The organism is Nocardia sp. XZ_19_385 (genome assembly GCF_015355755.1).
Taxonomy (GTDB): Bacteria; Actinomycetota; Actinomycetes; order Mycobacteriales; family Mycobacteriaceae; genus Nocardia.
This window is the reverse complement of record NZ_JACVEE010000003.1, coordinates 529,165-548,677: the sequence shown is the minus strand read 5'-3', so window position 1 is coordinate 548,677 and position 19,513 is coordinate 529,165. Positions and strand designations below refer to the sequence as shown.

The following is a 19,513-nucleotide window of genomic DNA, read 5'->3' as shown; positions in this document are numbered from 1 at the left end:
CCCAAAGAGCAACGGGCCGAGATCATCTCAGTATCGGCAACGCACTGGAACAGTCGATTACCGTCCGGTTGATCTGTCGTCGTTTCCGATCATCAGGCGGATCGCCAGCAGAGCAATCCAAATGCCGCTGGCAATGATCCCCAGCCGTTCGATGAGCCCTGCCGGTCCCCCATCGGACAATTTGGCGAGAAGGACGAAGACGACATAAGAGATGGCGACCAGCACGCCGGTGGCGACCGAATACCAAGCCCAGCCGCGCCTTTCGAGGGCCCTATCGCGCCGTGCCAGCACGAAGCAAGCCGCAACCAACGAAGTGAACTGAACCAGACCGAGGAGACTATGGATGGCGCCGTGAACGGTCAGCACCTCCGGCGCTCCCGGCGGATAACCCAGCGACGGATCGGGAAGGATAGGCCCGATGGCGACGAAGGTCAGGCCATAGATGCCCAGCAGGATCGGCACCCAGGTGGACCCACGTCCTGTTCGCAGAAGCCGCCTCGTCCCGAGGGCGAAAGCGAGCAGGAGCGCTCCGGTGACGATGTAGTTGGTTATCTGCATCCACCCACCAGGCCCCAGTTCGAGGTTGCTGTCGGGGACTACCCAGGCGTTGTAGTCAGGGCGTATGGCCCCGAGGACAAGAATGACAACGATGTTGAGCAGCGGACCAACGACACCGCCGGCCAGCAGCAGTGTCGTCACCGACTGCTCTCCAGGGCGGTTCTGTAGCTTCGCAGGGTGAAGGGTGTCGGTCACGATAGGTGCCCTCTCGTCGTCAATCGGGTGCGGGCTCAGTGCATTCGGCTCGCCGAACACACCGAGGTGAACACCACTATCGACCGATAGATCACCCCTGGGATTGGAAAAATGTTCCCCAGGCCCGGTACCGATCCAGGGCGATGGCAGGCAGGTTGTCCGCGTGCAGCGCCCCCGGTGTGCGGTCCGCGAAGATCGACACATCCCGGCACAGGTGAGCCTGATCGGTGTACCCACATACCGCCGCGACGTCGGCGGCGGGCCGGCCCGCCAGCAAACTGTCTACCGCGCAACGGAATCGGACCAGCATCGCCGCCCGCTTGGGTGTCAGACCGATCTGGGATTCGAACCTCGCCCACAGCCGCTTACGGCTCCATCCGAGGGAGCCGGCGAGCTCGCCGACCTTCACCTGACCACCGGAAGCGAGTATGCGATGCCAGGCGGCCATCACCTCGGGATCCGGCGTCCGCGTCGGCCTGTCGCGCTGTGCCAGAAACGATTTCGTCAGGGCGAACCGTTCCTCCCAAGTCCCCGCGTCCGCGAGTTGCTCCCGGAGTCGCCGGACCTCCGATCCCCACAGCTCCTCCAACGAGACAACGCCACGGCCCAGATCGGTTGCGGCAATACCCAACAGGGAGTACGCCCGGATCGGCGACAAGCGAACCTCTACCCACTCGGCCTGCCTGCTACGAATACGCATGGGAGCCATGGGAAGTCCCACGACGAAACTGCCCAACGTCTGCCGGCCACCAGCGTCGTCGACAATCAACTCACGGCCCCCGAACTCGATCATCACGGCGACCGCCGCCGTCGCGGCAACCCGCAAGTCCAACCCAGCGCCACCCACATCGCGGTACCCGATGATCGCGCCACCCAACGGCGCGGCAGCAGACGAACCCGCGAAATCCCAACCCACACCAGGCCCGCAGCCGATATCCACAACTCCCACCCATCCAGGCTACGGATCGCAAGCTGGTCCGCCATCCCAGCTCGACCGCCCGCTTCCGCCGCGACCCGCGCGGTCCGAAGCGAGACTGCGGAAGATCAACGGCCGAACGCATCACGGTTGCCGGTGAACGCACGATATTGGCGAATGTATCGCCCCTCGAGTTCAGCCGGTCTCCGTTCGCTTGCCCCTAGAGTTGGCCGAGGCAGCCACGGCCGCCTGGAATCGAGACGAGACCGGCGAGATCGGGGAGGAAACCCCGGACCGATACGCTTTACGAGACCGCGCTGCGGAGCTGGCCCTGATCGGGTTGGCAGACCATCGGTGACAGCGCGCGGAGGCGCCGGGCGCACCACCAGCAGTTGCCTGGACGTGTGTTGCGGGCGGCGGGAAGGGGCAGATACGGTGGGCGCGTGAACATTTCCTTCAGGAAGGGCGCCGTGCGCCCCTGCCGGTGATCCCCGGCACCGGGCTCGTCCCCGACAACAGCGACGACCAGCCCGAGTTGGATCAATCTACGGTCTCCGACGCCACGAATGTCACACACATGGTGGTATACGCCCACAGCGGCTCCGCGGTGCCCCGTTCTCGTCGGCAGCCAAAAGAGGAGGTCGATCCAGGACCGGCGGATCCGACATTCGCGGATCTCATGTTCGAGCCGTGTCGCCGGTGGGCTGTTGCTGTCGCCGAGAACTTTGTCTTCCTTGCGAACCGTGGCCGTTCGATCTCGGTCGAGGAGTGCTGGATCGACACGGAGTTGGCGCTGTGCGTGCGATACAGCACTGCCAGGGGAATCTTCGGAGGGCGGTGGGCCGACCCCTACCTCACCCACATCTCCTGGCTGTCGCCGCTCAATCCGCTCCCCACTGGCATCGCGACCTCCGCTCGATGGCAGGCGTCGAACTTCCTCGATGTGCACCTCGATGGTGGCGAGCCCGCAGGTTGCGAATGGACTGAAGATGACGGTCGCAAATGGGTCGGGCCGGCGCCGGGTACGGGCTGGCCCAGTGTGGTTGACCCGGCCAGTCGGATGATCACGATCGCACATGACACCTGATCACCGGTCGGATCGGGGTCTGGTGGATTGGCGCTCGCCCTTGATCGGGCTGAGCGTTCGGATCGCGTGGTCCCAAGCGACCAGCGCGAGCCTGCGGTGGATCAACGGGCAGATCATCCCAGCATCGGTAACGCACCATCATGCCTGCGGGCTCAGGCGGTCACCGCATACCGCGCGCTCGTGAACGCCGTACCTGCTCGGTTGGTGGGTGAGATCGGTTGCGGCTCAGGACATCCGCACATGCCAGCGGGCGCGAATACGGTGATCGACTCCGTGGGCAACGGTCTTCACCAAATCAGAGGGATTGCAGCCTGGCCCACGACGTAGCCGATGACCACCGCGGCCGCACCACCGAGCACCACTACGAGCCAAGACTTGCCGCGCCACCGAAGTGTCACCACCACGAGGGGGTGAGGACGAGAATTCCGATGAGCAAAGCTACGCCAGGTGCGTGATTAACGTACATAGGGTAGCTATCTGCGTGATTGGAATCCATGATGGTCGCATCGGTCCATCGGGAGTCGATGTTTCACCGAGCAGGCTGCCAGGAGATCATGGCCACACTGGCTATGCTCAGCCGAGGTGTGCGCTCATATCGCGACCGGCGCGTTCGGACATCCGCATCTGCCGCTTATCTGCCGAATCGAGCTCGGCTGCGACATCAGCCAATTTGGTCAGAGCCGTTGCCGTGCAGGCCATCTCGCGCCATGGGCTGTCAGCCGACCGTGCAAATACAAGCTGGCGGCGGGCATGTCCAAGACATGCCGGCCGTCAGCTCACTTGTCGCCTCAGTCGATAGGCTGATCGGTCTAGGTCAACGGGCCACATCCTCACCGCTTGTCGGATCGTCCATTCCCGATTCGACGAAGCCCAGCTCTACCGGTGCAGGCGGCCGTGGCTCACGTACCGCCGAGACGCCGCAGGCGGGGTGAGGTCAGCGGCGGACACGGATGGTCGATCCGCCGGTGCGGCGTCAGCGCCGGGACAGGCAGATGGTCAGCGGGCCGGCCGGGATGTCGTCCCAGGTGATTCCCGAGGTGGCCGCGCCCGGGCAGTCGTCGCGGTTGGTGCTGTCGACGCGGGCGAGGACGTTGCGGTCCGCCGCGGGGTCCGAACAGTCCACTCGCGTGGCCAAAGCCGTTGGCGCGGAGGCGGGGAAGGCGAGGCAATCGCCCGCGTGGGCGTAGATGGGCCGGTTTTCGGGGACCGGGCCCCAGCAGGAGACGAACACCAGGTCGGTCTTGTTGCCGGACCGTACCGATACCGCGGTGGCGCCGGGTACGCCGAGGCATTCCGGTCTGGCGGGGCGCTGGTAGACCGTGCGAACGGCGAGCGCTCGAAGTTTGGCGTCCGGCGTCTTGCACTCGACCAGCCTGGCAAGAGTCGCATCTGTGCAGTCGCCGACTTGGACGTTTCCGATCTCCTTCGGATCGACCGGGACCACGCACACCACGATCGCGCGACCGCCGAGCGAGGCCTGCGCGTAGGCGCCGCGGGCCGTGGGGTGGGTGCGGCAGGCCTGGTCGGTGACCGGAACCCGCGGCCGCAGCTCAGTGCCGACTACTCGGTGGGTGTTGTTGCTGAAGGTGAGACAGCTTGTGCGCGTTATAGTTTCGCCTTCGTTCTTGGCTTCGACGCAATCGTGCGGGTGTAATGCGCCCGGGTCCGTGCTGTTGTACTGGGTTGGCGCGAGACACAGCACCGTTTTGGTGTCGGTGGGATCGACGGCGGTCCTGGTGGCGTTCTGATACTTCATGCAGGGTGCTTCCGGGACGACCGCCACGGATCCGCGGGCCACGATGCGGTACTGCGAATTCGTCGCGTCGTCGCAGTCCTGTTCCGAGATGTCGCTGCTGGCGTCGAATTTCACGCAGTCGCCGACCGCGTATTGCACCGAATTACTTTGCAGGGCAAGATATCCAGCGATCCCGCCGACTCCGGCGCAGACGCCGGCCAGCGCGATCAGCGACAGCACGAGCTTGCGCCGAGATTTCCGTGCGGGGGCCGGCAGGGCTGTGTCCATGGTGTTCTCGGGCGTCGGGGGCTCTGCAGCCCAGGGAGTAGGCGTGGGAGCGCCGGACTCCACGGATGAATTGTTTTGCACAGGAAGAACTTTCCCCCGGGCTGTCGAGACAGCAGCGTGTTGCCCTGCGGCTGCAGAACAGTCGATCGTAGAGTCCCCTTGACGCTGTGTCTATACAGGCAGTTTACAACCGGGCATTGCTGGGTAATCTTCTGCGCCCGAGGCAGATTCCATGCCCTCGAGGAAGGCCCTGAGGCGGTTGCCTCCGGCGCACCAGGTGTCCTGCGATGTCCTCGCGGCGTGGCGGCCCCCCTCGATGACCGCCGGGTGGCTGGCAGCAGCGCGTGCATTACGGGTACCAGCGAGACCTCGCGCGGTTACGGTCTTCTCGTGGTGTGGTTATGAATAAGTCGAATCAGGTCCATCACGAGGTGGCCGGCAGCGCGCCGTTCCAGTTGGCGGTGCGGGTGGGCCTGGTGGCGTACGGCGTAGTTCACCTCCTCGTGGCGTGGGTCTGCGTTCAGGTCGCGCTCGGTGACCTCGACGGCGGCGGGGTCGGGAAAGCGGACAAGACCGGCGCGCTGCAGAACCTCGCGGAGAACACCGGCGGCGTGTTCGTGCTCTGGCTAATCGCCGTCGGGCTCGGGGTCGCCGTGGTGTGGCAGTTGCTCGAGGCCTTCACCGGCGCGCGGGACAGCCGGAAGCAGAAGCTGCTGCGCGCGATGAACTTCGGCGAGGCGGTTCTGTTCGGCTACCTCGCCTACAGCGCGGCCAAGCTCGCGAACGGGTCGCCGGCCTCGTCGACCGACCAGGCTCAGCTCGGTCTCATCGGCAGCCTGCTCAGCAAGGAGTGGGGCAAGCCGGTGGTGATCGCCATCGGGCTCGCGATCGTCGTCGCGGGCCTGTTCGTCGCCCGTCATGGCTGGTCGAAGCGGTTCCACGAAGAGCAGGACTTCCGCAAGGCGAGCCGGTCGACGGAACGGGTCGTGGTCCGGCTCGGGCAGGTCGGGTACGCGGCGCTCGGTGCGGTGTACGCGGGCGCCGGGGTGCTCGTCATCGTGGCCGCCGTGCAGAGCCAGCCGCAGAAGGCGACCGGGCTGGACGTGGCGCTCAAGACCCTGGCTGCCGAGCCGTACGGCACCGTGCTGCTGCTCATCGTTGCGCTCGGCCTGGCCGCGTTCGCGATCTTTACGTTTTTCGACGCCCGGTTCCGCAAGGTCCACTAGCCGCACCGCCTGAGGCGCGTGAAAGAACAACAGCCTCGAGGCTTCTGGCACCGGCCGAACGCCCGCTATTGCCGAGGTGAGTGCATCCAGTGCAGGCACCGTTACCCGCCACGATGTTCGCGCTGACCTCTGCCTGCCGAACGGCGAGCACTACAGTCGATGAACGTGGACCAGCGTCAGGAATTACCGAATCCGCCAACGATCTTTCGATCTTCGTGGGTCCGTTGGGTAGAGATGATCGTGTTGGGGCTGATAGGGATCGCGGTCGGCTGGTTGCTACTCATGACGACCACCACCACCGAATCCGCACTGACGTTTCCCGTGTTCGCTGCTCTCATTTCGGGAGCCCTCTCTCTGCTCCTCGGACTGCACCACTTCATCCGCCCTGCACCCGATGTGGCAGTCGACGATCAAGGGGTAACGCTCGGCCCATTCGGCCGAATCCCGTGGGCCGGGATATCGCGTATCCATCTGAGCACAGTGCACACCATGAGGTACCTGGCTATCGAACTAGTCGAGCCCAAGCCGAAGCTCACCGAAAGGCGTTGGCCCAGATGGGTCTACGGCCCGATCGGCAAGATCTGGGTCGGCTACCCCCTCGCCATCTCGGAGCGCTGGCTACGCCCGATATCACTGGACGAGATCGCAGCTGAACTGCTCAGGCGAAATCCTGACCTGGTCATCGCGAGATCCGAACCGAGAGGCCTCCGCCGGTGGTGAGCCCAGCCCTCACATAGTCGCGTGGCGCGGTCTATCGCCGAACCGCCGTGCTCCGCTTGAACTGTCATCCTGCCCAACCCAACTCGTGCCACAGACCGGCAACTGCCCGGTTACGCGGAGCCGACGTATCCGGTTACGAGCCGACGATGCTCTCCGCTTCGTCGTTCAGATTGTCACCGAGCAGCTCGACGACATCGCGCCAGGCCCGTTGCGCGTGCCGGGCGTGATAGCCGACGCCGGGGACCACGGGCTGGTCGACCGGCGGATGATGGAAGGCGTGCAGGGCGCCGCCGTAGACCACGAGGCGCCAGTCGATGCTCGCGGACTGCATCTCGGCGGCGAACGCCTCGCGTTTCGCGGCGGACATGATCGGGTCTTCGGACCCGACCCCGGCCCAGACGGGGCAGCGGATGCGCGCCGCCTCGCCCGGCCGGCCGGTGATCAGTCCATTGACAGTCGCGATCGCGCGCAGGTCGACTCCGGCCCGCCCGAGTTCCAGTGCGATCGCGCCGCCGGTGCCGTAGCCGATCGCGGCGATCCGGCCGGGATCGGTCCGCGGTTCGGCACGCAGCACGTCGAGCGCCGCGTGTCCGATGTCCCGCATCCGGCCGGGGTCGTCGAGCAGCGGCATGCAACGAGCCAGCATGGCCTCAGGGTCGGCCAGGTACTGGCCGCCGTGCAGGTCGAAGGCGAGGGCCACGTAGCCGAGCTCGGCCAAGGCCTCGGCCCGGTGGCGCTCGACATCGCTGAGCCCTGGCCCTTCTGGGCCGAGGAGCACCGCCGGACGGCGCTGGTCACCGGCAGGGAGAGCGAGGTGCCCGACCATTGTCAGGCCATCGGCCTGGTATCGGACCGTGCGCGTGGTAACCGTTGCCATGAGATCGACCGTAGTGATCGTCGACCCGGACCAGCTTGCTGTTCTGCCGCAGGCAGAACGTGGCATCGGTCAGGCCGGCGGAATGGTAGGGGCCGCGCGAACCTCGCAGACCCGACTTCGCCGCGAGCAACTCCGGGTGGTGGACGCGGCGTTGCTCGCGCCGCTCCTGTTCCGACATCGCCGGCGCGCAGCTTTGGGGCAACGCAGGTCAGACGCTGAGATGATCTCAGCGCGTTGACCTTTGGCGCATGACGCCGAATCGAAGGCCAACGGGCCGACATGATCTCTGCTCGCCGGACGCACTGATCTGCCGAATAGTGAGTTCACGTCCTTCGGTCGCCTGGTGCAGTTCGAGCGGAGAAACGGGGAAATAATCTGACCGGGACCCGCTGTCCGCGAAGCGGTTTCGGTCGCCGCGGTCGGCGAGCCTGCTCCGGCAGTTGAGGGAGCGGGCTGTCAAGCCGATCCACGAGCGGGGTAGGTTATCCGGTTGGCCTGTGCTGGATGGGTCAGGTATTTGATGGAGGCGTTGGCCCGATGTATCCGAATCAGCAACCGCCGCAAGGGCATTCGTCCACTGCGGAGTATGCCTCGCCGGGCGGCGGTGCGGGCGTGCCTATTGGGCCGGATTATCCGCCGATGCCGCGCGACCCTTATGGGGCACCGCGGCAGCGAGGGGTCAATGGATTAGCGATCGCAAGTCTGGTGTTCGGGCTGATAGGCGGCTGGCTGCTGGCGGTGCCGTTCGGCATTGCCGCGCTCGGTCAGATCAAGTCGCGTCGCCAGGAGGGCAAGGGTTTGGCGATCGGCGGCCTGGTGGCGTCCGGCGCGTGGGTGTTGGTGCTGGTCGCCATCGCTACGGGGGGTGTCCTCGGCGGACCGGAGCGAAACTCGCGCGGCGAGGTTACGAGTGCGGGGGACGATTCCGTCTTCAATGTCCGGACGGGTGACTGCGTCGACGGACTGAATGACAGAACCGGCAGGCTCGTCAGGGTGCAGGTGACGCCGTGCGCCCAAGCCCACGAGGCCGAGGTGATCGCCGAATTCGAGTTGCCCAAGGGTTCGTGGCCGGGTGAGCGGTCCGTCATCTCGCAGGCCGAGCAGATGTGCCTCGGCAAGCTGGAATTCGTGCTCGGCAACAGTCCGATGTGGAACAACTTGGGCGCGTACTACCTCTACCCGATCGATTCGGTTAGCTGGTCGCGCAGCCGGGAGGTGCACTGCCTGGTCACCAATAAGGGCGGCAGCAAGCTGATCGGCGCGGTACCGCGTTAGTGCATGCGGACGCCAATGCCCGGATAATGTCGGACAATCGGCAAGACCGCCGTCGTCGCGAGTTCGCCGGGCGCAAGGCCTTCGGCCTCGCCACCGCAGATGTCCGTCTCGCTCGACCTTTTGCGCGTCAGTCCGGTAGCCAGTGCAACTCGTGCGCCAGGGTTTTGGCGACGGCACGGATGCGGCGGTGTAGTGGCGACTGCTCGCGTGGGAGGACCAGGTGGATCGTCAGGCTGGGCGCGCCCCGCAGCGGTCGCCAGGTGAGACCGGCCGATAGGGCCGGGACCGCGGATTCTCCGGCCGGGGCGAGGGTGAGCCCGTCGCGCAGGTCGCGCTGATACATGTCGAAAGCGACTGCGGGCGTGCGGAATCGGGGGCGTGGGCGGGCGTTGCGGAACAGTGCGGACAGCTCATCGTGGATCACGGGGTTGGCCGCACGGTCCGGGAGTCGTAGCGGATACGCGGCCGCGTCGGCGATCCCGATCTCCGGATGTTCGGCCAGCGGATGATGCTGTGCCAACTGGACCCCGATGCGCTCACTCCGCAGCAGGAACCGGCGCACGCCATGGCCCGGCTGTTCACCGCGGGTGATCCCGGCATCGATGCGGCCGTCGGCGACCGCCGGGGAGATCTCCGGTGTCGCCATCGGGACCGCGCCGACCTCGAGTCCGCTGTTGCCGCGAATCAGCCTGTCCACCAAGGCCGGTGCCGTCTCGGCTCCCATACTGAGGCTGTATCCGACGCGCAGCGTGCCCAGTTCACCGGCCCCCGCGCTCCGGGCGGCGTCCCATGCCCGGTCCAGGGCCGCCAGCGCGGGCGGCGCGGACTCCGCCAAAGCCGCACCGGCCGTGGTCAATACGACGCTACGCGTGTTGCGAACCAGCAGGCTCGTACCGAGTTCCGCCTCCAATCGGCGCATCCGGGCGCTGAGTGCGGGCTGCGCGATACCGATTTGTGCGGCCGCGCGGGTGAAGTTCAATTCCTGTGCCAGCACCAGGAAGTACCGCAGGCTCACCGTATCCGGCGCCACGTGCCCTCCCCCTCGATTGATAATGATCCGTTCTGAGCCTATCCCGAATCGGTCTTTCCCTCGACCGCACATCAAGCCCTAACCTGCGCATATGACGATTCAACAACTTCGCGGGCGACCTACCGCTGGGGCGGGCCACCGACTCCCCCGCGCTCCTCGAAACCACCTCCGTCCGCAGCCGGATCTCGATGCTCCGCACCTAACGAGGTCGGCGTCAGTTCACAGCAGCAGCTCCCAGGTCACCCAAGGTGTTGTGGTCTCGCCGCTGGACGGAGGTCGTCATGCATAAGTTGCTGGTCCTTTATCCCAAGCCCGCCGACCCTGACCACTTCCGCGACTACTACGTGACCAACCACCTGCCACTGGCCATGAAGATGCCCGGCCTGCTTGCGTGGCGCTACAGCTTCGACGTGGCGGCGACCGAGGGAGAAGCACCGTATTTCGCGGTCTTCGAAGCCGACTTCGCTGACGCCGCCGCCATGGCCGCGGCTTCGGCGTCGCCGGAAGGCCAGCGGGCGGCCGACGATGTCGCCAACTACGCCACCGGCGGTGTGGTCATCATCGACTATCCGGTGCAGGACAGCGCCGGCTGAGGCAGGACGGCACGCTCCGGGACGCGTTCGGTCGGCCGATGCGGGCCAGGTTCGGCTATCGGCGGGACACCGTTTGCGGTTGCCGGTTCACTGAGCGTCCAAGGTGGGGCCGATGCGACCGCCTGAACCCGCACCGATGAGCGCGGATCATGAGGCGCGCACCACTCTAGGCGGCGTCTCAAGGTCGGACGGAGCAGTCCAGGATTCGGCCATCGAGAGTTCCGATCAGCAGGCGGCTTGGCTCGGCGACCAATGACATTGGCACTACGGGTATTTCACGGATTGCCAGTGGTTGACGCCAACGCATTTCGCCGGTCGCGGCGTCCAGAGCGAGCAGTTCGCCGGAGTAGAGCGTGATGAACACCGTCTCGTCGTCTCCGTCGAGCGCGGTAATCGGGTAGTCGGCGGTGAAGACCCACTCGGGTGCGCCATCACGTAGGTGCCGGCGGACCACGAACCGGTTCCCCGGCAGCGCTGCACGATTGCTCGAAATAGCGCCCGCATGAATTACGGCGTCGCGTACCTGAATAGCGGGACCGGCGCTGCATGCGTAACCGTCGGGTTGGTCCTCCCACGCCAGAGGAAATAGGGGCGTCACGGTGCCCGACGTCGCGTCGACCGACACGACCTGGGTGGTGCCGTTCCAGATGCTGTCGCTGGAACCAGCGACAAAGTAGAGCGTAGATGCTCGGCGGACCTGGAATGAGTAGTTGAGAGCGTCGAGTCGACCGAGCGTCACCGACTGTACGGCTTGATTGTCCGGCCCAATCAAGACCACCTCGGTGGGATTCGCGGCGTACTTCGAATTGCGCAGAGCGAGCCACCCTTTGGTATCCATTGTGGCGATCACCGGGAAGCCCGGGGCCAATGTCTCGATCACCTGTCCGTCAGCCAGCGAGACCCTGGCCACTGAGGAGGACGGGTCGATCAACCCTGAGCTGGTCCAGATTTGATCCGATGCGGTATTGGTCCATGCCGACTGCTGATCAGCACAGACTTCGATCTGCCTGCCAACAGACTGCGAGGTGAGCACCCACTCGCGCTCGCCGGAAGGCAGCCACGACTCCAGCTGAACGCCACCCAAGGCCGCCAGCACGCGTCCGTCAGCCAGCCGAGCCATGTCCCACACCTGCCGCCGCGAGGTCCGATCGACATTCGTCCGTCTGGTCACTTGCTCGCAGTCGATCTCCGGCCCGGACAGTTCGGCACGATCGATCGAACGTTCGGAGACCGCGGACCAGTCGCTTCGTTCTATTTTCACGTCGACCCCACGGGTCCACGGCTCCTCGACATCGTGGTCGCTGATCGGCCCGAGGATCATCCGGAGCGTCTGCTCTCCGTGCCACTGCACCTTCCGGACCTCACGTCCATCCCGGAGTGCACGGGTCAGGCGCCCCGATTCGGCATCGAGCAGCAGGAGTTCACCTTCGAAGAAATAGCCGCCGTCATAGTCCCCAACGCCGATCGCGATGAGCGGCAACGTCGGGTGGATATCGATCGAATGGACCGGATATCCCGTGGACATCAGATGCCTGCACCGCCCCTCCGGCCCGTAAACGCCGAGCTGCCAACCCGTCGACCAGCCGCCTGCCTGACTGCCGATATCGAACCGCAGTCGGCCGACATCTCCTGCTGCCACAGTGATTTCGCCCCGCGTAACTACCTGCCCCAACATCCCTATCTCGGCAAAGGGCTCCTCGCCGAGAACTCTTTCCACCGTCAATATCGCTGAACTGGTCATATGCCCTGAGCATAAACGCGGGCCTGGGGGCAGCGGCACACCTAGCTAGCGTGCCAGGACAATGATGCCCAATTCGTCCGCGAAGGCTGGGGCGAGGTCCATCAGCTGGCAGACACCGATGGTTGCGCCGTCGAGGGCGTCGAGACCGCTGGCGAAGTCGGCAGCTCGAAACGGACAGAGTTCAGTTTGGCATTGATGGTCTCGACTGCTGACCAGGCTGAATCGATCAGCTGGGCTTCCGCCAGTCGGTTTGGCTGACATTCGTGTCTACCAGCCGCACACCGCGCATCCAGACGTCAGCGAACCGAGTGAAGCGCAGGCTGCCCCGCGTGATGGTCAAGTTGAAGTAGGCGAGCGTAGGAGAGATCGGCGAGCGCGGGACACAGCGTCGACCCTAATCGCCCGAGGCGCACCATTCCCGGTGGACGCCGCGAGTACGCCCCGTCGAACATTTCGGTATCGACGCGAGCCAAGCCGCGGCGGCCGCCGGTGCAGAGTCGTTGCAACTGAGCACATTCGATCCTGCTGACTACGGTGTGAGTGAGGATGGCTAACAGTGGGCCGCATGATCTAGGGCAGGGAGATAGGCATGACTGCCACCGACGGCGCCGGCATTCGCACATTTCAACTGAGACTGCTGTCCATGTTCCGGGGCAACGATTCCCTCGTCGAGAAAGCACTCACAGCGTTGGATGCCGACCACAGCGAAATGGACAGCATCGCAGTCGAATACGAGCAGATCCTCCGGCCTTCGGTATGGTTCGAGCAGGTTCCAGCCTTGCTGGGGCCGCCGGATTCGCTGCACACCGAGCAATCCAAGGGCAGCCAACCGGTCACGCTGACCCGTTGCACCTACTCCAGACTGCCCCTTTGGCCGGACTTGGAGTTCTTCTATCTGGCCTCGCCAGACCTTCCCATCGCGCACAATGCCGGATTCGCACGGGTGGCCCATGCTCCACGCGCTGCCCTGTCCGGCCTCGCTGATCTGGTGCCGTGGAGTTGTCTGCGTGACGAAGTTGTCGAGCGCTTCGGGCCCGCAGTCGAGGAGGGCGCCTTGTGGCCACCCTACGAGTCGTACAGGTTCCGGATCGTCGAGGCAGACGGAGCCGTCGAGCACCGCTGGATGGTGTTCTCGTTTGGCCTACTGCAGATTGTGGACAACGACTGAGCAGGGCATCCGCAGGAGCCTGCCGGATACACGAAACGCGCGCTGATCACGCTGACCCGCGCGGTCCGAAGGGGTCAGCTTGGGGTCTGCGGAATGTGAACGGCCCAGGCTCTGATCGCGCTGCTTCCGGCGATCTGTTCCGGGCTCGCACGCGGCGTCCAGCGGCCATACCGCACGCTTTCAGCGCTCATCCGGTGTGCGGTGAGAAGCCGCGAGAGCTGTTCGAACTCGGTTGGTGTCACGAAGGCCAGGTAGTAGTTTTGCCCGGATTCCAGCGACGCCAGGACAGTACCGAGGGCAAAGGCGTGCTCACCGATCTCTTCGAGGAACGCTTCCATGTAACCGACGCGCTCGTCGGCTGGCAGGACGAAGGTGGCGGCCCAATCCCAGGGCAGCGCGGTGGGATAGGAGCTCAGCGATGTCAACTGCTCGCGGACAGACTGGATATCGGCGTCGCGGGAGATGACCGCCATATCCGCGGTCCCGTTTGGAGATTCGGCGTCGCGAAACGATTCGGCGCCTTCAGGGGTGAGCTGTGCCCGTCGTTGGGCCATGATGGCCCGCACGCGGAACTCGGCATCGGGTTGCTTTCGGGCCCAGGCATGGGAGGAGGCCGCGTCCTGCGAGGTTTGGCGCACTATGCGGTCCGGTTCGGGTGGGGCGGGCCAGAACTGTAGGAGGTAACGGTCCTGTAGTGGCTCATCGTCGAGTCTGACGTCCTTCTCTCGTGCCTGGTCCATGCCCTGCGCGCAGTACCGCACCCGGTAGTCGAGCCCTTCTTTCAAGTCCAGTTCCCAGGAAGCCTCACCAGCCCACTGCAACAGGAAACTCTGCTCCGAGAGCGGGTAGAAGGAGACCTCCACGACCTCTTCCCATGCCGGATCCAGTGCGGGAGCGTGACTACGCACTTCGACGGTGAAGCCGACTTTGCCGGTGTGCAAACCGGTGCTCAGGAAAAGTGCGCCGGGTACCGCGGCGCCGCACAGTCCAGAGTTCTGTCCGGCGAACGCCTCGTGCATGCGCGGGCTGTAGTCGCATGGGTCACTCACAACGTAGATCTGGCTGTAGGAGACACCCACTTCGCCATCGAGTCTGAACACTTCTCACGCCATCCCAACAGGCGAGAGCCCACCATCGCCCGCCAGCGAGGCCCCAGAGGACGAGGCGGCGTTCATCTCGCCAGGGTCGGTGCCGACCAACTCATGGGCGAAGGGAGTGTGGTGCGGTCTGGTTCGGGAACGGGTCATGCACGGCAGCGTAGAGAAGCCCACTGACACAGGGCTCCCGAAACTTCGCGGCCTGAACATTCCTGAAGCTGTCACAGAATGCGGCATTTGCTCGGCGACGGCCGAGGGCTGGTGTCAGTACACCCGGAAGTTTGTGACGCTGGGGGTGTGGGGGAGGTCGGTGGTGAGGGTGAATTCGACTTGGCCGGGGCCGGTTACGAGGCGGAGGTTGCCTACTACGGGGGCCGACCAGAAGAAGGGTTGCCAGGCGCCGAGGGGGGTGGAGGCTTGGCCGGTGGCGCCGGTGTCGAGGTTGCGCCAGTGGACTGTGGGGGCCAGGGTGCACCAGGGGGCAGGGACGCCGAAGACCTTGAGCCAGCCTTTGAGTTGGAGGATTACGGTGCCGGGGACGTCGCCGTCGGGGTAGACGTTGCCTACTGCCCAGACGTCGCCGGAGCAGCCCAGGCCGTGGGCGCCCGTGGTGATCATGGGGAGCTCGACGGGGAGGTAGTTCGAGGCTGCAGCGGGAGCGCTGGTGGCGATGAGGGCGGCTACTGCCGCGCTGGCGGAGAGGGAGATTTTGGCAAGTTTCCGGTGGGACATTTCAGCCTTTCAATTGCGATTGCGGTAAGAGCGATTGCATGAGATGGCTTCGTATTCATTGTTCCATCGGCTAACGGGTTGCCGTCGTTACCCCGCACGCTTCGCGCGGCGAGCGGGTGCGGATCAGCGGGCGGTCGCTGATGCCGCAACCCGCGCGGCCCGAAGCAGTCCGCGCGGGTCCACGGAAGGCCCTGGTCAGCGCTGGTAGGCGCGTGCCAGTTTGGTGACGGCGGCGGCGACGTCGTCGACATCCGCGGGCGTCATTTTGGGGTAGAGCGGGAGCGAGAGGATGCGGGCGGAGAGGTCGCGGGCGTTCGGGTAGGCGTCAGGGGTGAGGCCGCGGGAGCGGAAGTAGGGCTGTAGGTGCAGGGAGTTGAAATGGATTCCGGTGCTGATGTTTTCCGCGCGTAAGGCGGCCATGAACTCATCGCGGTCGAGCGTCATCAGATGTGGTTCGAGCGCGATCACGTAGAGGTGGTGGGCGTGCCGGGAATCGGTGCGGCGGGCAAGTGTGGTGATTGCGGGAAGGTCCGCGAAGTGTTCGTCGTAGCGAGCGGCGTAGGAGGCACGGATTCTGATGAACTCGTCGAGGCACGGAAGTTGGTGCAGCCCTAGGGATGCGGCGATGTCCGGCATGTTGTATTTGTAGCCCGGTTCATACAGCTCCCAATGCGGAGAACCGTTGGCGGAGTGGCGTTTCCACGCGTCGCGGCTGATGCCGTGCAGACTGAGCATCCGGGCTCGGTCGGCGAGGTGGTCGTCGTCGGTGACCAGCAGGCCGCCTTCGATGGTGGTCATGTTCTTGGTCGGATAGAAGCTGAATGCCGTCATGGTGCTGAGGCGGCCGATCTTGCGGCCGTGATACTCGGCGCCGATGGCGTGGGCCGCGTCCTCCAGGACCAGCACGCCGTGCGCCTCGGCCAGGGCGGTGATGGCGTCCATGTCGCACGGTTGACCGGCAAGGTGAACGGGCACAATGGCTTTCGTTCGGGAGGTCATCGCGGCGGCGACGGCGGCCGGGTCGATATTGCCGGTGTCGGGTTCGACGTCGGCGAAGACCGGGGTGGCGCCGAGATGCACGATGACGTTCGCGGTGGCGGGCCAGGTGATGGGTGAAGTGATCACCTCGTCGCCGGGTCCGATACCGGCGGCCGCCAGGCCGACGTGCAGTGCTCCGGTGCAGGAGTTCGTGGCGATGGCGTGCCCGGCGCCGAGGTAGTCGGCGCACATCTGCTCGAAGCGTTTGGTTTTCGGGCCGGTGGTGAGCCACCCGGAGCGCAGGGTGTCGAGCACTTCGGCCTCTTCGGCCGCGCCGAGCAGGGGAACCGCCAGCGGCAGCGGTTCGCGGCGCACGGGATCACCACCCGCGATCACCGGGGTGACCAGGATGCGCGCCATGGTGGCGGCCTTCGAGAAGCGCGGCTCCCCCACGGCGGCAAGCTGTTCCGGGATCTCCAGGTATCCCCGCACTTCCTTGATCGCATCCGCCACGGAATACGCAGGGGCGAAACCGGTTTCGGCGGTGAACAGATCACCGGCGACGCGATAGTTCCGAATATCGTTTGTGCTACTGCGCCTCTCGACGTCGATGTCGTCGAACTGCTTGGCCACCAACTCCGCCAGCTCTCGCACCCGCATGTTCTGCCCGACAACGTTGTAGACCGGCCGTTGCAACCGCAGCTCCAGGCAGGTGACGAAGGCGGCCGCGGCATCACGCACATGCAGGAACGGCCGCCACTGCGCGCCGTCCCCGTCGATGCCGATCGTGCCTCGGGTCAGCGCGTGGTGGGTCATGTTGTGGACCGCCAGGTCCACCCGCATCCGCGGCGCTACTCCGCACAGCGTGCCCAGCCGCAACGACACCGTCCGGAATTCCGGCGTCGCCGCGCGGATAAGTGCTTGCTCTGCATCTACTTTCGACTGCGTGTACTCCGACAACGGTGCGAGCGTTGCGGTCTCGCCCAGGAGCACATCGGCCGCGCCGTACACCCCGCAAGTCGATGCGTGCAGAAACTGCCGGGCCCCGGCGTCCCGTGCGAGACCCGCCAGCCGGGCGACCGCGCTCTCGTTCACCGCGGTCGTCCAGCGCGGATTCAACCGCCCGGCTTCATCATTGCTGATCGCCGCCAGCGAGATCACCGTGCCGATCCCGTCCAGCATCGCCGACTCCAGGTGCCGCACGTCCCCGCGCTGGATCCGCAACCGCGGATGTTCGGCGAGGACATCCCCGAACGGGAAGGTATCGACGGCGGTCACCGGGTGACCCAGGGCGAGCAACTCGGGCACCAGCACCGATCCGAGATACCCGCCCGCCCCGGTGACCAGGATCATCAGTACGCTCCCTCGCCCTTGGCGACCGCGCTGATGGTACGGGCGATGAGCAGCAGATCCAGCACCATCGACCAGTTCTCGACATAGGACAGATCCAGCCGGACCGAGTCCTCGGGGCTGAGATCCGACCGCCCGCTGACCTGCCACAACCCGGTGATTCCGGGCTTCACCAGCAACCGGCGGCGGATCTCCTTGTCGTAGGTGTCGACCTCGCGCTGGACCTGCGGGCGCGGCCCGACGACGCTCATGTCACCGCGCAGCACGTTCAGGAATTGCGGCAGCTCGTCGAGGCTGAACTTGCGGATCACCCGGCCGAGCGGAGTGATCCGCGGATCCTCCTTCATCTTCCAGTTCAGCGGGTTGCCGCCCTGCTGCTCGATGAGTGCTGCAGCTTCGCGCTCCGCCCCGACGTACATGCTGCGGAACTTGATCATCTGGAAGGGCTTGCCGCCCCGCCCGATTCGCTCCGACAGGTAGAACACCGGCCCCGAACTGGTGAGCTTCACCAGCAGCGCGATCACGAGCAGCGCCGGGAGGATGGCGAACAGCACCCCGCCCGCGAAGCAGACGTCGAACACCGCCTTGCCGGTCGACTTGGCGCGGTCGTACTGCGGTTTCGCGATGTGCAGCATCGGCATGCCCGCGACGAGCCGGTTGGTCAGCCGGGTGCCGGCGATGTCGACGACGCCCGGGGTGACGATGAGCTCTATCCCGAGCGGGTCGAGTTCCCAGGCCATGCGGCGCAATTCGGCGGGACCGAGGTAGTCGGTGGCGGTCACCGCGACGGTGTCGGCACGGCTGTGGCGCACCGCCTCCAGGACCGACCGGTCATCCCCGACCACCGAGAAGCTGCGCCCGGAGGCGGCGAGTGCGTATTCGGTGGTGGAGGCCGGACCGTCCGGGATGCACACGCCGACAACGCGATACCCGGATGCCGGGTCCTCGGAGAACGCGCCCGCCATCGCCTTGGCCGCTTCCGGGGAACCGACCACCAGCACCGAGGCCAGGTACTCGCCGCGTTCGCGCCGCCGCCGCCGCGCGTGCACCCGCCAGCCCAGCCGGCTGAGCATCAACCCGAACAACCCGAGCGGCAATGCGATTGCCAGGTATCCGCGGGCGAATTCGACACGCATGATCAGCGACAGGATCGCGATCATCCCGAACAGGCGCAGGGTGGCCGAGACCAGGCGCCGGTATTCCTCGGTGCCGCTGCCGACCACCTGCGGCGATCGGGTATTGCCGCTGGCCAGGAACCCCATCCAGGCCAGCGCCAGCACCGCCGAGACCACGGTGTAGCCGATCTCGTAGGGCATCGGCCAGGCCAGCGTCTCGGCCGCGGGACGGCCGAAACGGATGATCTGCGCTAGGCCCACGGCAGCCGCGATGACGGCGAAATCCGTTGCGCCCAAGCGCCTTACATACTCGGCCTGCCAGCGCTCGCGTTCCGAACGTGGCAAGACTCGCGAGCGTCTCGATACCTCGAGATCGTCGTCGTCGGTGAGCTCGAAGCTCATTGAACACGCACCTCCCCCTGGGAGAGAGAATTGTCACCCCCGATCACCGTCGATCGGTCCCCGCGGCAAGCATCAACCGCCTGGGGTGTTCGGTCATTCGGCGGCCAACCGGTAATTGTTACAGAACACAATCGGGTTCACCTACGGATTGATCTGGCAGGCAAAGTGTTCCGTAGGGTAGCTAAAACTCGGCCGGTCGGTTTACTCCCCCACGGAAAATGATCTTCACGCGAGAAATGGCCTGGTGACAGATCTTCGGTGCATCGAAGCCCCTGGGCAATAGGGGCTGGGAGCGGTGGGGATTCGGGTAGCGGTCGGTATGCTACCGGCCAGAACCACCCCCAACTCGTCCGGAACCCGCTACCACTCAGTTGATTTCGCCCCCGCCACGCAGGGCCTTCGTTGTAACGTCTCACTGGATCGAGTCGAA

At 65.4% G+C, this 19,513-nt stretch carries 16 protein-coding genes; 6 read left to right on the top strand and 10 right to left on the bottom strand.

The features are described from left to right. Nucleotides 1-57: 57 nt before the first annotated feature. Together IBX22_RS26140 and IBX22_RS26135 are read right to left on the bottom strand one after the other, a co-directional pair. Nucleotides 58-753, bottom strand: a complete 696-nt coding sequence (locus IBX22_RS26140; protein WP_194818345.1) for a DUF998 domain-containing protein — start codon at nt 751-753, stop codon at nt 58-60. A gap of 91 nt (nt 754-844) precedes the next feature. Further along, nucleotides 845-1,702, bottom strand: coding sequence for an AraC family transcriptional regulator (locus tag IBX22_RS26135; protein WP_309234796.1), 858 nt, complete (start codon nt 1,700-1,702; stop codon nt 845-847). A 451-nt stretch (nt 1,703-2,153) separates the two neighbouring features. Here IBX22_RS26135 and IBX22_RS26130 point away from each other — a divergent pair, with 451 nt between their 5' ends. Next, a complete protein-coding gene (locus IBX22_RS26130; protein ID WP_194818344.1) occupies nt 2,154-2,756 on the top strand; it encodes a hypothetical protein in 603 nt (200 codons plus the stop codon). A gap of 973 nt (nt 2,757-3,729) precedes the next feature. Here IBX22_RS26130 and IBX22_RS26125 read toward each other — a convergent pair. Beyond that, nucleotides 3,730-4,779, bottom strand: a complete 1,050-nt coding sequence (locus IBX22_RS26125) for a hypothetical protein (RefSeq protein ID WP_194818343.1) — start codon at nt 4,777-4,779, stop codon at nt 3,730-3,732. Nucleotides 4,780-5,180: 401 nt separating this feature from the next. On the opposite strand from IBX22_RS26125, the gene IBX22_RS26120 reads away from it, so the two are divergent. Further along, nucleotides 5,181-6,005: a DUF1206 domain-containing protein gene (locus tag IBX22_RS26120; protein WP_194818342.1), complete on the top strand. Its 825-nt coding sequence runs from the start codon at nt 5,181-5,183 to the stop codon at nt 6,003-6,005. Between the two features lie 165 nt (nt 6,006-6,170). Beyond that, on the top strand, nt 6,171-6,725 hold the full coding sequence (locus tag IBX22_RS26115; protein WP_194818341.1) for a hypothetical protein: 555 nt from the start codon (nt 6,171-6,173) through the stop codon (nt 6,723-6,725). A 133-nt stretch (nt 6,726-6,858) separates the two neighbouring features. Here the strand turns inward: IBX22_RS26115 and IBX22_RS26110 are convergent, their stop codons facing one another. Then, the gene (locus tag IBX22_RS26110) at nt 6,859-7,602 is read right to left on the bottom strand and encodes a dienelactone hydrolase family protein (protein ID WP_194818340.1); all 744 of its coding nucleotides are present in this window, start codon (nt 7,600-7,602) and stop codon (nt 6,859-6,861) included. Between the two features lie 504 nt (nt 7,603-8,106). Between IBX22_RS26110 and IBX22_RS26105 the strand changes: the two genes are divergently transcribed. Next, nucleotides 8,107-8,877, top strand: a complete 771-nt coding sequence (locus tag IBX22_RS26105) for a DUF4190 domain-containing protein (protein ID WP_309234795.1) — start codon at nt 8,107-8,109, stop codon at nt 8,875-8,877. Nucleotides 8,878-9,004: 127 nt separating this feature from the next. Here IBX22_RS26105 and IBX22_RS26100 read toward each other — a convergent pair whose 3' ends face one another. After that, complete coding sequence (locus tag IBX22_RS26100; RefSeq protein ID WP_194818338.1) at nt 9,005-9,907, bottom strand: LysR family transcriptional regulator; 903 nt, start codon at nt 9,905-9,907, stop codon at nt 9,005-9,007. 281 nt (nt 9,908-10,188) lie between these two features. Here IBX22_RS26100 and IBX22_RS26095 point away from each other — a divergent pair, with 281 nt between their 5' ends. Beyond that, nucleotides 10,189-10,500, top strand: coding sequence for an EthD family reductase (locus IBX22_RS26095; RefSeq protein ID WP_194818337.1), 312 nt, complete (start codon nt 10,189-10,191; stop codon nt 10,498-10,500). Between the two features lie 178 nt (nt 10,501-10,678). Here the strand turns inward: IBX22_RS26095 and IBX22_RS26090 are convergent, their stop codons facing one another. Further along, nucleotides 10,679-12,241, bottom strand: coding sequence for a PQQ-binding-like beta-propeller repeat protein (locus tag IBX22_RS26090; protein WP_194818336.1), 1,563 nt, complete (start codon nt 12,239-12,241; stop codon nt 10,679-10,681). A gap of 589 nt (nt 12,242-12,830) precedes the next feature. Here IBX22_RS26090 and IBX22_RS26085 point away from each other — a divergent pair. After that, nucleotides 12,831-13,409, top strand: coding sequence for a hypothetical protein (locus IBX22_RS26085; RefSeq protein WP_194818335.1), 579 nt, complete (start codon nt 12,831-12,833; stop codon nt 13,407-13,409). A 74-nt stretch (nt 13,410-13,483) separates the two neighbouring features. Here the strand turns inward: IBX22_RS26085 and IBX22_RS37635 are convergent, their stop codons facing one another. The 4 genes from IBX22_RS37635 to IBX22_RS26065 form a co-directional block, all read right to left on the bottom strand. After that, complete coding sequence (locus IBX22_RS37635) at nt 13,484-14,509, bottom strand: hypothetical protein (RefSeq protein ID WP_228539438.1); 1,026 nt, start codon at nt 14,507-14,509, stop codon at nt 13,484-13,486. Between the two features lie 261 nt (nt 14,510-14,770). Continuing rightward, on the bottom strand, nt 14,771-15,238 hold the full coding sequence (locus tag IBX22_RS26075) for a hypothetical protein (RefSeq protein WP_194818334.1): 468 nt from the start codon (nt 15,236-15,238) through the stop codon (nt 14,771-14,773). Between the two features lie 195 nt (nt 15,239-15,433). Further along, the gene (locus IBX22_RS26070) at nt 15,434-17,569 is read right to left on the bottom strand and encodes a bifunctional SDR family oxidoreductase/aminotransferase class I/II-fold pyridoxal phosphate-dependent enzyme (protein WP_194818333.1); all 2,136 of its coding nucleotides are present in this window, start codon (nt 17,567-17,569) and stop codon (nt 15,434-15,436) included. Further along, on the bottom strand, nt 17,569-19,083 hold the full coding sequence (locus IBX22_RS26065) for a sugar transferase (protein WP_194818332.1): 1,515 nt from the start codon (nt 19,081-19,083) through the stop codon (nt 17,569-17,571). The genes IBX22_RS26070 and IBX22_RS26065 overlap by 1 nt, the downstream gene beginning before the upstream one ends. Nucleotides 19,084-19,513 lie beyond the last annotated feature (430 nt).